Source organism: Demequina sp. TMPB413 (assembly GCF_020447105.2).
Classification (GTDB): domain Bacteria; phylum Actinomycetota; class Actinomycetes; order Actinomycetales; family Demequinaceae; genus Demequina.
In genome coordinates this window covers 1,066,733-1,080,495 of sequence record NZ_CP096184.1, presented here as the reverse complement: position 1 = coordinate 1,080,495, position 13,763 = coordinate 1,066,733, and the positions used below count along the sequence as shown (strand labels likewise).

Sequence of the window (13,763 nt, the reverse complement as noted above, 5' to 3'; positions counted from 1 at the left end):
TTCAGTGGGCCGGTAGCATGTCCGCATGGCTGTACGGGCGATCAGAGGCGCAACCACGCTCGAGCGGGATGAACGTGAGCACCTCCACGAACGCACTCGCGAACTCATCGAGGGCGTGTTGCGAGACAACGGCCTGACGGCAGCCGATGTTATCTCCGTCTTCTTCACGTGCACGCCCGACATCGTGAGCGACTTTCCCGCCGCGGCCGCCCGCACGCTTGGATTCGGAGCAGTACCGCTGATGTGTGCCCAAGAGATGGCGGTTCCCGGTGCCCTGCGCATGGTCGTGCGCATCATGATGCACGCCGAGATGGACCGACCGCGAGACATGGTGTCCCACGTGTATCTGCACGACGCCGTGTCCTTGCGCCGGGATCTCGCGCAGTAATGGACGCAACGCCCACCACCCACATCATCGGCGCTGGCCTCATCGGCGCGTCCATAGGGATTGGTCTGAGTTCTCAGGGTTGGCGCGTCACCATCGTCGACGCCGATGCCGAGGCAGAGCGCCTGGCGAGGGGCATTGGGGCCGGCGGGGTCATTGGCGATGGTGCTCCCGAACTCGTGATTGTGGCGACCCCGCCGGGCGTGACCGGCAACGTCGTCGTCGAGGCCCTCGCGGCGTGGCCACAAGCAGTGGTGATGGACGTGGCGAGCGTCAAGGCTCCCATCGCCAAGGTGGCTGCGACGACGGGCCAGGCTCATCGCTACGTGGGTTCTCACCCGATGGCTGGCAGGGAGGTCTCGGGGGCGCTGGCCGCACAGGGAGACCTTTTCAGGGCGCGCCCTTGGGTGCTGTGTCCTGGCGAGGCGAGTCCCGCTGCGGTCGCTTTGGTGATCCAGGTGGCGGGGGCTCTCGAATGTGACGTGATCGAGATGGAGGCGAGCGCCCACGACCTGGCGGTCGCGAGGGTCTCCCACGCCCCCCAGGCCGCAGCGTCGGCCGTTGCCGCCGCTCTGGCGCCGCTCGGAGCCGACGACGTGGCGCTCGCTGGCCAGGGCTTGCGTGATGTCACCCGCATTGCCGCCTCCCAGCCTGACATGTGGGCCGACATCGCCCGCCTCAACAGGGCGGCGCTCGTGGAGACAATTACCCACATCGTCGAGGCACTCGATGCGGTGCGCACAGCGGAAGACATCGGCGCGGCCATGACCCAGCTTATTGATCGGGGACGTGCGGAAGTGGCGAGGATCCCCGGCAAGCACGGTGGCGCGAAGCGCGACTGGGAGGCCGTCACCGTGATCGTGCCTGACGAGCCCGGCCATTTGGTGAGATTGTTATCTGACACGGCTGCGGTCGGCGTGAACGTGGAGGATATCTCGATCGAGCACTCGCCGCGTCAACCCGTCGGCCTCACGACGCTGTGGGTACTTCCCCAGCATGCGGCCGCACTGGGAGTGGCTCTCGAACACAGCGGATGGACGGTGGCAGGCGCATGAGTATCGTGATCGCGGTCGATGGACCTGCCGGAACCGGCAAGTCGACGGTGTCCCGCGAGGTGGCAAGGCGTCTAGGCCTCGAATACCTCGACACCGGCGCAACGTACCGCGTTGGCGCCCTGTACTGCCTGCGGGAGGGCGTCGACCTCAAGAATGAGGACGATGTCACCTCGATGGTGGCGACCATGAACGTCGAGATGAGACTCGACCCTGGCAATCCACACGTCTTGCTCGATGGCGAAGACGTCACGAGCCTGCTTCACACGGACTCCATCTCGCTCGTGGTGTCTGCAGTGGCGACCAATCTCAGCGCGCGCAAGGTGCTCCGGGACATCCAGCGCAAACTCATCGACGCGTCGCGGTCGCGGGCGGGCGTGGTGGTTGAAGGGCGCGACATCACCTCGGTGGTGGTGCCAGACGCCGAGGTGCGCGTCTTGCTCACCGCAGACGAAGAGGTGCGCATCGCGCGCCGCACGGGAGATGGCGCAGACCCTGCCACCGTGCGCGAATCCGTGCTGGGACGCGATCAAAAGGATTCCACCGTGGTGCAGTTCCACACCGCGGCCGATGGCGTGGTGGAGATCGATACGACCCACCTGACGCTCGACGAGGTGGTAGGCGCAGTCCTAGCCCTCGCCAAGGAGGCAAGCTCATGAACGACGACTACGACGACGACTACACGCCTCCGCCACCCTCAGACCCTCAAGAGAGTCTCGATGAGGTGCGTGAGGCGGCGCTACGTGCCGGACTTGAGGCGTACGAACTGGACGAGAGCGACCTTGCCACTCTCGAGGGCGAGCCCGTTCAGCAACGCGAGGCCCTGCCCATTCTCGCGATCGTCGGACGCCCCAACGTCGGCAAATCGACGCTGATCAATCGCATTATCGGCCGCCGCCTCGCTGTGGTGGAGGACACCCCAGGGGTCACCCGCGACCGGGTGACCTACGAGGCCGAGTGGGCCGGCCGCGACTTCATGCTGATGGACACCGGCGGGTGGGAAGCAGGCGTGCACGGCATCGATCTGTCGGTCGCGCAATCGGCAGAGGCGGCCATGGAGCTTGCCGACGCGATGCTGTTTGTGGTCGACGCCACGGTGGGCCCGACGGCGACCGATGAGAAGGTCGTCAAGCTGTTGCGCAAGACCAAGAAGCCTGTGGTCTTGGTGGCCAACAAGGTGGACGGTCCGCAGGGCGAACTTGAAGCGGCGGCGCTATGGAACCTCGGGCTTGGCGAGCCCTACCCCGTCTCGGCCCTGCACGGCAGGGGAGTAGGGGACCTGCTGGATGCTGCAGTGGCATCGCTGCCGACAGAGACGCGCATGGTCGAAGACGAGGGCTCTCCGAGGCGCATTGCGCTGGTAGGGCGCCCCAACGTCGGCAAATCCTCGCTCCTCAACAGGCTGGCCGATTCCGAACGAGTGGTCGTGAACGAACTCGCAGGGACCACACGTGATCCCGTTGACGAACTGATCGAGGTCGACGGCGAGCTCTTCACCTTCATTGACACCGCCGGTATTCGCCGCAGGGTGCACCTGAGTAAGGGCGCTGACTACTATGCGTCGCTGCGCACTTCTGCCGCCATCCAGCGTGCTGAACTGGCGCTGGTGTTGCTGGACGGCTCCGTCGCGCTGACCGAGCAGGACTTGCGCATCTTGTCGGAAGTGGTTGACGCCGGCCGAGCCATCGTGATGGTGGTCAACAAGTGGGACCTGGTGGGGGAGGAAGAGCGCTTCATCTTCGAGCGCTCTTTCGAGAAGGACCTCACCCACCTCACGTGGGCCGCACGCGTCAACCTGTCCGCGCTGACTGGCTGGCACACCAACAGGCTCAAGCGAGCCATGGACGAGGCACTGACCAACTGGGACCGCCGCATCTCGACGGGAAGACTCAATACCTTCTTGGGCGAACTGGTCTCCGCGCACCCTCACCCGGTCCGCGGTGGCAAGCAGCCCAAGATCCTGTTCGCGACTCAGGCGAGCACCCGGCCGCCAACATTCGTGCTGTTCACGTCCGGCTTCCTCGACCCGCAGTACCGGCGCTACATCGAGCGCCGGTTGCGCGAGACCTTCGACTTCGAGGGGACGCCCATTCACATCTCGGTGAGGGTGCGAGAGAAGCGCAGCCGACGCTAGCGCAGGTGGTGCGGCGAGGGGTGCGTCTCTGTGTAAACTTGTCGACGGCCTGCAGGTGGTGCGAAAGCGTCGTCCACGGGGCCAAACGGGCTGTGGCGCAGTTTGGTAGCGCACCTGACTGGGGGTCAGGGGGTCGCAGGTTCAAATCCTGTCAGCCCGACAGAAACGCCCTGATGAGAACTCTCTCATCAGGGCTTTGTCGTGTTCCCGGGAAGGCGTGGCTGATGACGGTCGCGTATTGATGAAGGGCCTGGCCAGAGGGAAGTCTCCGTCGCCGTTGATTCAGTCCAGAAAAATGTCGGGGAACAATGCCTCGTCCGGAATGCCTGGCTTGGCTGCGTATTGAGAAAACTCGCTCAGCCCTGACGCCTCTAGCACGTCCTCCACGATGAGGCTTCGACCCGTCAGTTCTCGCGAGCCGGTCGTGACCACCACGTATGCTGCATCGGCGTAGATCTCAGGGGTGCGGCTGGCCTGCATGATCCTGTCGCCGCCGAGCAAGTTCTGTACCGCGGCGGTGGCAATAGTTGTGCGGGGCCACAAGGTGTTGGCCGCTATGCCCTGTGATGCGAACTCTGATGCCATTCCTAGTGTCACCATCGTCATGCCGAACTTCGCGACCGTGTATCCCGTGTGTGCGCCCAGCCACTTTGCCGAGGGATTGAGCGGAGGTGACAACGACAAGATATGCGGATTGTCGGCGCGAGCGAGATGCGGTGCGGCTGCTCGCGACAACATGAAGGTTCCTCGCACGTTGACGTCCTGCATCAAGTCGTACTTCTTCGCATCAAGCGTAGAAGACGGTGACAGGTCGATGACGCTCGCATTGTTGACCACGACGTCAATGCCGCCGAACGTCTCAACCGTGAGGTCGACTGCACGCGAAATGTCGTCATCGTTTCGCACGTCGCCCACGACCGCCAGCGCCTTCCCACCGCGGGCTTTCACTGCTTGGGCCGCTGTGTGGACCGTGCCCTCGAGACGCGGATGAGGCTCGTCGGTCTTTGCTAGCAACGTCACGTTGGCGCCGTCACCAGCTGCCCTGAGGGCGATGGCAAGCCCGATGCCTCGGCTTCCCCCCGAGATCAGGATCGTCTTGCCAGCAAGGGAGCGAGAATTCATCGCTGTGTCCCCCGTGCGGCGCTCGCTGCGGCGAATGCCGCAACACGTTGACGAGCCTCGTCGCCGTCAAAAGCCTCGCCGATGCTGCGTGCCTCGTCGGCCAGGCTGACGACAAAATCACGTTGACCTGAGATTCTGACTAGGCGTTTCGCCTCACCAAGGGCTCGGCTCGGTCCCTCCGCCCACTGATGCGCGATCTCCGTCGCTCGGGTGTCCGGGTCATCCGTCACCTCCGCGACCATGCCCCAGTTGTGCGCCGTCTCCGCGTCGAGCTCGCGCCGCCCCAACAGCACTTGGAGTGCGCGGCGTTCGCCCACTGCACGCGTGAGCAGTGTGCTGACGCCCAAATCGGGGGTGAGGCCCACGTCTGCGTAACTGCCGGTCACCCTCAGGTCAGCGCCTGCCACCACGTAGTCCGCAGCGAGCATCAGGCCGATTCCGCCGCCAGCCACGGCGCCCCGCGCCGCTGCGACGACGGGAATGGACGAGCCGACGAGCGCGGCGATGCCCTCGTGGATGATGTGTGCGGCGTCGGTGACTTGTGCACCGGAGACGGCAGCGTCGGCCATGGCGAGAAGATCACCCCCGACGCAGAACGCCGGACCCAACGCGGTGATGAGGATCACGCGGACCTCGCTTGAGGACACGGATCAGACGCACGCGTCACGGTACTGCTGTCCAGCGTCAAAATCGATCGCGTTCCACTTCTCAGGGTTGGCCAGCACGATGTGCGCGATGCCGTGATCGGTGGTGACGTGAATTCTTGATTGCACGAGCGTTCCCCACGAGTCGTCGTTGAATCGTTCCTTTCATCTTGTCATAGGGGGCGTCTCCACCATCAAGCGAGGACGACGCACATGCGGCGAGCGACCGCAGAGCGCTCAGCGCCGTGTTGAGACCGTCACCGTGAACTTCGCATTGCGGGCGACTTGTTGGGTCGGTCCGACCGTCCGTTCCAGCAGTGGTCGGTAGCGCAGCGACGAGTTCCACACGCACCACAGTTGTCCTTCGGGGCGCAACACACGCGCGGCATCGGCGAACAGCCTTGGCGCGAGAAGGTCCGTGACGGCCGCCCCAGAGTGAAACGGCGGGTTGAGCGCAATCAGCGAGGCGCTAGCGGAGGCCCTGGCAGTGAGTGCGTCGTCTTGCCTGACCTCGACGCGGGTGTCGACCTCGTTGGCGAGCATCGTCGCGCGAGCCGATCTGACCGCGATGGCCGACTGGTCGCACGCGTAGACGTGTGCATTCGGATACCGAGTCGCCAGCCATGCGCCGACGACTCCCGTCCCGCAGGCAAGATCGATGAAGGGATCATCGGCCGTCCCGCCTTTCAGCTCCGCGGGGAGGCTGTCGAGCAGAAGTCGAGTACCGATGTCGAGGCGTGCTCCAGCGAAGGCGCCTCCGAAAGCCCGCACCTCGAGACCTTCGACGCGCGTTGCAGCCGGCTCTGGGTCGCGACCGTCATGCGGCTCGCGTGCCAAGAGCACGCGGGACTTCTGCCGGGCATGGCTGATGTCCAACCGCCCAAAATGCTCCCTTAGCACCTCGTTCATCGACAACGACATGTGCTTGAGACGGCCGCCGGCGACCACGACGACGCCCGAATCTGCGTGAGCAGCAAGGACTCCGGCGATGTCTCGGATCGCGTCGAGGGATCTTGGTAGTCGCAGCAGGACGATGCGCGCGCCATGCACAAGTTCACCGTCCAGCGGGAGCGCGCGGTAGCTCCCCGAAAGACCGGCGCGCTCGGCGTTGGCGGCGAGGGCCCGTTCACCACTCAGCGCGTCAAGGTGCGCGCGAATGCCGGTCGCGCCCGCGTGTGCTGCGCCGAGGGTCAGTGCCCCGTAGGCGTCCCCAATGACGACGATCGAGCCAGGATCCGCGCCAGCGCGCAGTGCAGCGGATTCATCCAGAATCAAGCGGTCTGCGGCATCGACGGCGACGAGTCCTGGCGCTTCGATGTCGGGCCACCGCCGCAGCCCATCGAGCAGCGCGCTCACAACGTCCGATTGCCGTCGGAGGGCCGCACCCGCAGAGCGCTGCAGCATCCGCGTGACTCGACGCCAGCGGAGCGAGTCGTCCGGGCAGTTCCGCTCATCATGAAAGCCTAGCGGTGGGTGCCGGGGACATTCCCGATGCGTGGGAATGCTTGCTCGTCCATGGGCAGGCGCTCATGTGGGGAGAATGAAGTCATGACCGAGCCGAGAGATGAAAGGGGCCTGATATCTCTGACTGCGCCCGGGTCTCGAGTGGTGGTGCGCTACTTGATCTCGACTGGGCAAGCCACAGATGCGCTAGGCGAGCTGCTCAGCATCGATGACCAGACGGTGGTCGTCAATGGGGTCCGTGGCGTCGAGCGCATCGCAGTGGCAGATATCGTCGCCGCAAAGGAAGTGCCGCCGCGCCACGTCCGGAGGAGGAGATCGCCGACGCGCTGAACGAGGAGCCCGATTCCGGCGTGTCTCAGGAGGATGAGGTCTGAGGTCAAGCTCCTGGCGTGGGGTCTCTAGAAGGTGTTCTGCAACTCGCGGACAATAACCCTCGCCCAGGAGAGTCGCGCGCAAGGACTACATTGAGGTCATGGCAACGGAGCCACTCGAGATTCACATCTTCGCCGACTCGACAGGCGAGTCAGCCACTCGCATTGCCAGGGCCGCGATTACGCAGTTTCCTGGCAGGCAATTCTCGTTTGTGCGGCACCGCCGCATGGACACTCTTGAGCACGTCCACAAGGCCCTCGAGACCTTGCGGGATAGGCCAGGTCACCCGACTGCAGTGCTCTACACGCTGGTCGACCACCAGATGGTGCAGATCGTCGAAGAGGTCTGCATGGAACTCGGCATCCCGTATGCAGACCTGATGACCGATGCTCTCAGGGCGCTAGAGCATGCCACCGGAGACGAGGCCGACGCGGTGGCGCGCCGCCCGGTAGGTGTCGAGGCCGACTACTTCACCAGGGTGTCGGCCATCGACTTCGCCGTGCGCAACGACGACGGTGCGGCGCCTGGAGCCTTGCGCGAGGCTGACATCGTGCTGGTAGGGGCATCTCGATCGGGCAAGACGCCCTTGTCGATGTATCTGGGGTACCTGGGCTACAAGACGGCAAACGTGCCACTGGTGCCCGCGATAGCGCCCCCTGAGGAGCTCTTCTCCGTTGACCGTTGGCGCATCGTGGGCCTCACGATGGAACCACAGCAACTCCAGGTCATTCGCAACCAGCGGGTGCGCGCCATGGGCGGCTTTGGCACCAGGGACGGCTATGCGGACCTGACCAGGATCCTCGACGAGTTGGACGAGGTCACCGCGATCCAGAAGAAGCTCGGCTGCCCCATCGTCGACACCACCGGCGTCGCTCTCGAAGAACTCGCTTCGCGAATTCTTGACCTCGTCGTCAAGCGAGCAGAACGCTTCGGCGCCTCTTTGCGCCTGCTACCCGGCGTCGTCTGCAAACGATAACCGGGACCTCCGACTGGGCTACTGGTCCCGACTTCCGCTAGGGCGACGTGTCTAGGCTGGGAAAGTCGGGACAACGGGGTCCCGTTCTGTCGCATTTGCGCGGGATTGAAGGCGATCATGAGCGAAAAGCTTTATATCTACGATCTCTCCGAGGGCGACGCCTCGATGCGAAACTTGCTGGGAGGCAAGGGCGCCGGCGTTGCAGAGATGGCGAGGGTGGGCGTTCCGGTACCGGACGCATTCACGGTGACCACAAAGGCGTGCGTCGAAACCATGAAGCGGGGCGGCGAGTGGCCCGAAGGACTGGGTGGAGAGATTGACGCTGCCTTGGCGCGCCTCGAGGAGCGCACTGGCAAGAGACTCGGCGGTCGTAGCAATCCCTTGCTCGTGTCCGTTCGCTCGGGAGCGGTGCACTCCATGCCAGGGATGATGGACACCATCCTGAACTTGGGCATCTCAGACGAGTCCGTGGTGGCGGTTGCGGAGGAGTCCGGCAACGAGCGTTTCGCTTGGGACTGCTACCGCCGGTTCATCCAGATGTATGGCGAGGTGGTGGAGGGAGTGCCTGGCCACGCCTATGAAGACGCACTATCGGGCCTCAAGGCCAGCAGGGGAGTAGACCAGGACACTGACCTGTCGGCAGAAGACCTCAAGGAGCTGGTCGCGACCTTCAAGGAGATCTCCAGCGAACACCTTGGCGGCGACTGGACCACCGACCCGCATGAGCAGCTGCACAGGGCCGTCAACGCCGTCTTCAAGTCGTGGGGAAACCCTCGTGCGGACGTCTACCGCCGAGCGAACAACATCTCTGCAGAACTCGGCACCGCCGTCAACGTGATGCAGATGGTCTTTGGCAACAGGGGCGACACCTCCGCCACGGGCGTGTGCTTCACCCGCAACCCATCGACAGGGGAGAAGGCCCTGTACGGCGAGTTCCTCGTCAATGCTCAGGGCGAGGACGTGGTGGCGGGCATCCGCACGCCGCGCCCCTTGGGAGAGATGAAGGAGGTTCTTCCCGAGGCGTACGAGCAGCTGATCGCGACCATGCACAAGATGGAACAGCACTACCGCGACATGCAAGACATGGAGTTCACGATCGAGAGCGGCAAACTGTTCTTGCTCCAGACCCGTAACGGCAAGCGCACGGCGGCCGCGGCGCTCAAGGTGGCCTCCGACCTCGTTGACGAGGGTCTGATCGATCACGAGACGGCGCTCATGCGCATTGAGCCCGCTCAACTCGATCAACTGCTCCACCCTGCCATCGATCCTCACCACGGCCACAAGCCGATCGCCAAGGGGCTGCCGGCCTCTCCCGGAGCCGCCGTCGGCGAGATTGTGTTCGACGCTGACACGGCGGCCGAGCGAGGAGGCAAGGGCGACGCCGTGGTCCTGGTGCGCTACGAGACCACGCCGGACGACATCCATGGCGTGATCGTGGCCCAGGGCATTCTGACGGCTCACGGGGGAATGACGTCCCACGCTGCCGTTGTGGCGCGCGGAATGGGCAAGCCCTGCGTTGCGGGCGCCGCAGGAATCAAGATCGACGTTGCTGGCAAGACGCTCACTATCGGAGAGAGAGTGCTCCGCGAGGGCGACGTCGTCACCCTCGACGGCACAGCAGGAGACGTCTACGGAGAGGCGCTCGACCTCGTGCCTCCGCAGATCAACGAAGACTTCCAGCGCGTAGTGCAGTGGGCCGACGAGGTTCGGACGCTTGGCGTCAGGGCCAACGCCGACAACTTCGAGGACGCCACGAAGGCGAGAGAGCTGGGAGCGGAGGGCATCGGCCTGTGCCGCACCGAGCACATGTTCATGGCTCAAGACCGGCTGCCGGCGGTGCGCCGCATGATCCTCGCAGAGTCGGCCGACGCGCGGGCCTACGCCTTGGAAGAGATCCTGCCCATGCAGCAGGCCGACTTCGAAGGCGTCTTCACGGCCATGAAGGGTCTGCCGGTGACGGTCCGGTTGCTCGACCCACCGCTTCACGAGTTCTTGCCCAACCTCGTCGAGCAAGCGCTGTTGGTACAGCGGCTCGAGTTGCAGGGCGGCGATGAGGCGGAGTTGGCGAAGGCTCGAGAGACGCTCGGCCAAGTCAAGCGCCTTCACGAACAAAACCCGATGCTCGGCACCAGGGGCTGCCGGCTCGCGATGCTCTATCCAGAGATCCCTGAAATGCAGACGAGGGCGATCATCAGGGCGGCGCTTGCCGTGAAGGAACGAGAAGGAGAGACGGTCGGGGTGGAGATCATGATTCCGCTCGTGGCCCTCACCAAGGAGCTCGAGGTGCAGCGCCGCATTGTGGAGAAGGCGGTCAAGGAGGAACTTGACGCGGCCGGTGCCCAACTGGACTACACGATCGGCACCATGATCGAGATCCCGAGGGCTGCGCTCATCGCAGACAAGATCGCCGAGCACGCCGACTTCTTCTCGTTTGGCACCAACGACCTCACACAGATGACCATCGGTATTTCCCGCGACGACGCCGAGAACGGGTTCCTGACGCACTACGTGATGGATCACACCCTCGAGCGCAACCCCTTCGAGTCGATAGACGTCGAGGGTGTTGGCCAATTGGTGGAAACGGGCGTGACGAGGGGCCGCATGACCAAGGAGAAGCTCAAGACAGGCGTCTGTGGAGAGCACGGAGGCGACCCCGACTCGATCGAGTTCTTCCACGGTGCAGGCCTCGACTACGTGTCCTGCTCGCCCTTCCGGGTGCCGATCGCCAGGTTCGCCGCGGCCAAGGCGGTGTTGAACGCGAGGAAGTAGCCGCATGGGACGATAGGCGGATGCGCCGTCACCTCACCGCCTCCATGACCTTGGAGGTTCCCGTTCGCAGCGACCTCGTGTTCGCGATCGCCGTTGCGGACACCACCGCGGACGTGTCCGAGCGGCTGTCGTTCGCCCTGGACGGTGCCGAGGTGCCTGCCATCGAGATCGCGGACTCTCACGGCACCAGGCTCCACAGAGTTGAGGTGGAGCCTGGAGTGCTGGAGGTGTCCTACGAGGCGACGGTCACCGGTCGCGGCGCCCCCGTCCAGTCGTTGGCGCACCACGAAGTGCGCTATTTGCGGCCGAGTCGGTACGCGGAGTCCGACGAACTCGCCGCCATCGCCTTCGCTGAGTTCGAGGGCCTCGAGAACTTCGCCCTCCTGGACGGCATCAGCTCCTGGGTGGGCACCCATCTCGAGTACGTGCCGGGATCGAGCGAACCCACCGACGGCGCGTCACAGACGTACCTTGCCAGGCAGGGCGTCTGCCGGGACTACGCGCATCTTTGTGTCGCCCTCTTGAGAGCGCGAGGCGTTCCGGCACGTTTGGTCTCGGCCTATGCGCCCGGTCTAGAACCCATGGACTTCCACGCAGTATGTGAAGCGCTGATCGACGGTGAGTGGTGGGCCGTTGACCCGACCACGTTGGCGCCACGTGGCACGATGGTAAGAATCGCGACCGGCCGCGATGCAGCGGATACCGCCTTCTTGACGACGGTGGCGGGCCAAGCCAACCTCGAGTCGCTAGAGGTCACTGCCACGGCCGACGCGCTTCCCGACGACGACCTGACGACCCCGATGCAACTGGGGTAGTCGTGAGGGCGACTTCACGCGAAAGGACCGGATGGTGAACGCAGGGCCAGTCCCCTTTGAAGCCCACCAGTCAGGTGCGTATTTGCACGGCACAAAGGCGAACCTCGCTGTGGGCGACGTGCTGCTGCCTGGTTTCGCGTCCAACTACGAGCAACGGCGCGTGTCGAACCACCTCTACGTCACCAAAACCCTCGATGCGGCGGCCTGGGGCGCCGAGCTTGCAGTGGGTGAAGGCAAGGGACGTATCTACGTGGTGGAGCCTGAAGGCTCGCTTGAGGACGATCCGAACGTCACGGACAAACGTTTCCCGGGCAACCCGACGATGTCGTACCGCACCAAGGGCCCCGTCCGCGTCGTCGGCGAACTTCTCGACTGGGTTGGCCACAGCGAAGAACAGATCACAGCGATGAGAGACGGCCTCGCCGCGCTGAAGGCACGCGGCGAAGCCGTCATCATCGATTGAGACGGAGACGCGTCATCACTCTGCTGGGATGATGAGCACCCACGGGGAACCGCCCGCGACAGCGACCCCAGGCTTCGTTCCTTGGCTCCACCACTTCGCCTCGTACGGCACTAGTCCGACTTGAACGCGCGAACCGGCCTCGTAGATCTCCTCGTCATCCCACTGGGGGTAGCTGCCTTCCGGCAGTGTCGGGAGCGGTGCAGGAGTGTCTCCCGGCAACACTGGTCCGAGCAAGGTCCATGGCGAGTCGAGCGGATTGGACACCACGGCATCTGGAGCGAAACCGCTGGTCCAGAATCGCGCCTCGTACACCTGCTTACGCCAGACGATCTTGGTCCCCGCCGGGTATGTGCCGAGCGGGTCCCAGACCGGGTAGGGACTCGTAGCAGGGTCGTCCACGAGGTCTGCAGGAGCGACGTTCTGACCGGCCGTGGGGCGAGGCGAATCGGTAGGCGCAGGCGACAGCGTCGCGATGGCCGCTGGAAGATCCTCCGCGAGCGCCTTGGCGAAGAGCGCGCCTTGCTGATCCACTCCAGAGCATGACGTCTGCACCACTGTCAGCACTGAAGGCAGGGGTGGCGCGCACGTGGCGTCCCTGTTGAGCGACCACATCGACACCAGGCCGACGCCGTTGTCGCGCGCGAACTGATTGATCACCGCGGCATCGTTGAGAGTGAAGACCTCGGTCGCCACGTCATTCTGACCGATCATGGGCGTGATGCCCACCTTGCTCCACGCTGCGCCTTCGCTGAGTGACTGGCCAGCGTCGGAAAAGAGGTCGAGGACTTGGCTGTGGAGCGCGGTGGCTGACTGAACAATCGTGTCCGACTGGGGCTCCGCCGCAGAGGTGACGAGGCCGAAGTTCATGGTCATGCCATTGACGCCTGAGAGATCGACACCAGCAGCCAGGAGCTGCGCGACGGCATTCTCACCAGAGGATGTCAGACCTTCAGGACCGACGGGAAGAGTGACCCATACTCCAAGGCCATCGCCGTCCTCCGCTGCTTCCTCTTGAAGCATGGCGACGGCGTCAGCGCGGCGCTTGAGGCTGGCTGCGTCTTCGAGGGCGCTGCCTTCGATGTCAAGGTCGATGGTGGTCACGGAGTAGCGGTCGACGACGGACCGGTACGCGTTAAGAAGGCTGTCGGGGTCGGTGCAGCCGACTGCGAGCTCGTCGTTTGCCTGGCCTCCAAACGAGATGCGCACATCTCCGCCGACATCGCGAAGCTGTCGCACGCGACGCTCAAGCTCGAGCTCTTCCGCCGCTGCGTCGAGCGAGTAGTAGCCTCCCCAACTTGGCGAGCAGGCGTCGTTCGGGTCCGACACGATAAAGGACAGTGTGACGTCCGACTGTGCCGGCCCGTCGGGCGTCTCAAAGGCAAAACTTGGCCATGCGGTGACGTCGACGTAGCCGCTGAAGGTGGAGGGTCCAGGTGTCGCAGGGGTGAAGGCGATCGCCGAGACGGTCTGAAAGCCAAACCAGCCGACGAGGCCGGTGGTCACGAGCAGGAAGAGGACTCGAAGCAGCGATACTCGCGTGCGATGTTGCGCCCGGGTAGTGGTCATG

Annotated in this window: 14 protein-coding genes and 1 tRNA gene; 10 read left to right on the top strand and 5 right to left on the bottom strand. The window is 64.4% G+C overall.

Annotated features, from left to right (window positions below; translation table 11 throughout):
• The first annotated feature begins 25 nt into the window (after positions 1 to 25).
• The 5 genes from aroH (at position 26) to LGT36_RS05195 (ending at position 3,731) form a co-directional block, all read left to right on the top strand.
• Positions 26 to 388: a chorismate mutase gene (gene aroH / locus LGT36_RS05215; protein ID WP_226095173.1), complete on the top strand. Its 363-nt coding sequence runs from the start codon at positions 26 to 28 to the stop codon at positions 386 to 388.
• A complete protein-coding gene (locus LGT36_RS05210) occupies positions 388 to 1,440 on the top strand; it encodes a prephenate dehydrogenase (RefSeq protein ID WP_226264686.1) in 1,053 nt (350 codons plus the stop codon). Before aroH ends, LGT36_RS05210 begins: the two co-directional genes overlap by 1 nt.
• On the top strand, positions 1,437 to 2,096 hold the full coding sequence (gene cmk, locus LGT36_RS05205) for a (d)CMP kinase (protein WP_226094590.1): 660 nt from the start codon (positions 1,437 to 1,439) through the stop codon (positions 2,094 to 2,096). Before LGT36_RS05210 ends, cmk begins: the two co-directional genes overlap by 4 nt.
• On the top strand, positions 2,093 to 3,571 hold the full coding sequence (gene der, locus LGT36_RS05200) for a ribosome biogenesis GTPase Der (protein ID WP_226264687.1): 1,479 nt from the start codon (positions 2,093 to 2,095) through the stop codon (positions 3,569 to 3,571). Before cmk ends, der begins: the two co-directional genes overlap by 4 nt.
• An 86-nt stretch (positions 3,572 to 3,657) precedes the next feature.
• Positions 3,658 to 3,731, top strand: a tRNA-Pro gene (locus tag LGT36_RS05195).
• Between the two features lie 122 nt (positions 3,732 to 3,853).
• On the opposite strand, the gene LGT36_RS05190 is transcribed toward LGT36_RS05195, so the two are convergent.
• The 4 genes from LGT36_RS05190 to LGT36_RS05180 all read right to left on the bottom strand — a co-directional run bounded on the left by LGT36_RS05190 (position 3,854) and on the right by LGT36_RS05180 (position 6,693).
• On the bottom strand, positions 3,854 to 4,693 hold the full coding sequence (locus tag LGT36_RS05190) for an NAD(P)-dependent oxidoreductase (RefSeq protein WP_226095875.1): 840 nt from the start codon (positions 4,691 to 4,693) through the stop codon (positions 3,854 to 3,856).
• The gene (locus LGT36_RS05185) at positions 4,690 to 5,340 is read right to left on the bottom strand and encodes an enoyl-CoA hydratase/isomerase family protein (RefSeq protein ID WP_226264688.1); all 651 of its coding nucleotides are present in this window, start codon (positions 5,338 to 5,340) and stop codon (positions 4,690 to 4,692) included. The genes LGT36_RS05190 and LGT36_RS05185 overlap by 4 nt, the downstream gene beginning before the upstream one ends.
• Positions 5,341 to 5,343: 3 nt before the next feature.
• A complete protein-coding gene (locus LGT36_RS14135; RefSeq protein ID WP_255633412.1) occupies positions 5,344 to 5,466 on the bottom strand; it encodes a hypothetical protein in 123 nt (40 codons plus the stop codon).
• A 108-nt stretch (positions 5,467 to 5,574) separates the two neighbouring features.
• A complete protein-coding gene (locus tag LGT36_RS05180) occupies positions 5,575 to 6,693 on the bottom strand; it encodes a class I SAM-dependent methyltransferase (RefSeq protein ID WP_226095878.1) in 1,119 nt (372 codons plus the stop codon).
• 192 nt (positions 6,694 to 6,885) lie between these two features.
• Here LGT36_RS05180 and LGT36_RS05175 point away from each other — a divergent pair, with 192 nt between their 5' ends.
• The 5 genes from LGT36_RS05175 to arr all read left to right on the top strand — a co-directional run bounded on the left by LGT36_RS05175 (position 6,886) and on the right by arr (position 12,196).
• Positions 6,886 to 7,131, top strand: a complete 246-nt coding sequence (locus LGT36_RS05175; RefSeq protein ID WP_226095873.1) for a hypothetical protein — start codon at positions 6,886 to 6,888, stop codon at positions 7,129 to 7,131.
• A 142-nt stretch (positions 7,132 to 7,273) separates the two neighbouring features.
• Complete coding sequence (locus LGT36_RS05170; RefSeq protein WP_226095871.1) at positions 7,274 to 8,149, top strand: pyruvate, water dikinase regulatory protein; 876 nt, start codon at positions 7,274 to 7,276, stop codon at positions 8,147 to 8,149.
• 117 nt (positions 8,150 to 8,266) lie between these two features.
• A complete protein-coding gene (gene ppdK, locus LGT36_RS05165) occupies positions 8,267 to 10,918 on the top strand; it encodes a pyruvate, phosphate dikinase (RefSeq protein WP_226095870.1) in 2,652 nt (883 codons plus the stop codon).
• Between the two features lie 20 nt (positions 10,919 to 10,938).
• Complete coding sequence (locus tag LGT36_RS05160; RefSeq protein WP_226095867.1) at positions 10,939 to 11,733, top strand: transglutaminase family protein; 795 nt, start codon at positions 10,939 to 10,941, stop codon at positions 11,731 to 11,733.
• A gap of 31 nt (positions 11,734 to 11,764) precedes the next feature.
• Positions 11,765 to 12,196, top strand: a complete 432-nt coding sequence (gene arr / locus LGT36_RS05155) for an NAD(+)--rifampin ADP-ribosyltransferase (protein WP_226095866.1) — start codon at positions 11,765 to 11,767, stop codon at positions 12,194 to 12,196.
• A gap of 15 nt (positions 12,197 to 12,211) precedes the next feature.
• Here the strand turns inward: arr and LGT36_RS05150 are convergent, their stop codons facing one another.
• Positions 12,212 to 13,762 (bottom strand): glycosyl hydrolase family 18, encoded by a 1,551-nt coding sequence (locus LGT36_RS05150; protein ID WP_226095865.1) that lies wholly within the window; start codon positions 13,760 to 13,762, stop codon positions 12,212 to 12,214.
• Between the last annotated feature and the right edge of the window lies 1 nt (position 13,763).